This is a genomic window from Bradyrhizobium sp. Ken01, from assembly GCF_055807355.1.
Genome location: NZ_JBVVPC010000267.1, coordinates 1 through 249, shown reverse-complemented (window position 1 = coordinate 249; position 249 = coordinate 1). Strand labels below are relative to the sequence as shown.

Genomic DNA, 249 nt, shown 5'->3' with positions numbered 1-249 from the left:
CGCTACTTTCATGGGTTACCGCCGGCCGAGCGGCAAGGTGGGCACGCGCAACTTCATTGCCGTCCTGACCTCGGTGAACTGCTCTGCCAGCGTCGCCCGGTTCATCACCGACGAGGTCAACCGATCTGGCATCCTGCGCGACTATCCCAATGTCGACGGTATCATCGCACTCGTCCACGGCACTGGCTGCGGCATCGACACCAAGGGTCCCGCTTACGACCTGTTGAAAAGGACGCAATGGGGCTTTGC

General features: G+C 61.4%; 1 protein-coding gene. It reads left to right on the top strand.

Translation table 11 applies throughout. The features are described from left to right. The coding region (locus tag AC0L3S_RS39605; RefSeq protein WP_473285412.1) for a UxaA family hydrolase at positions 1 to 249 on the top strand (249 nt) is incomplete at both ends.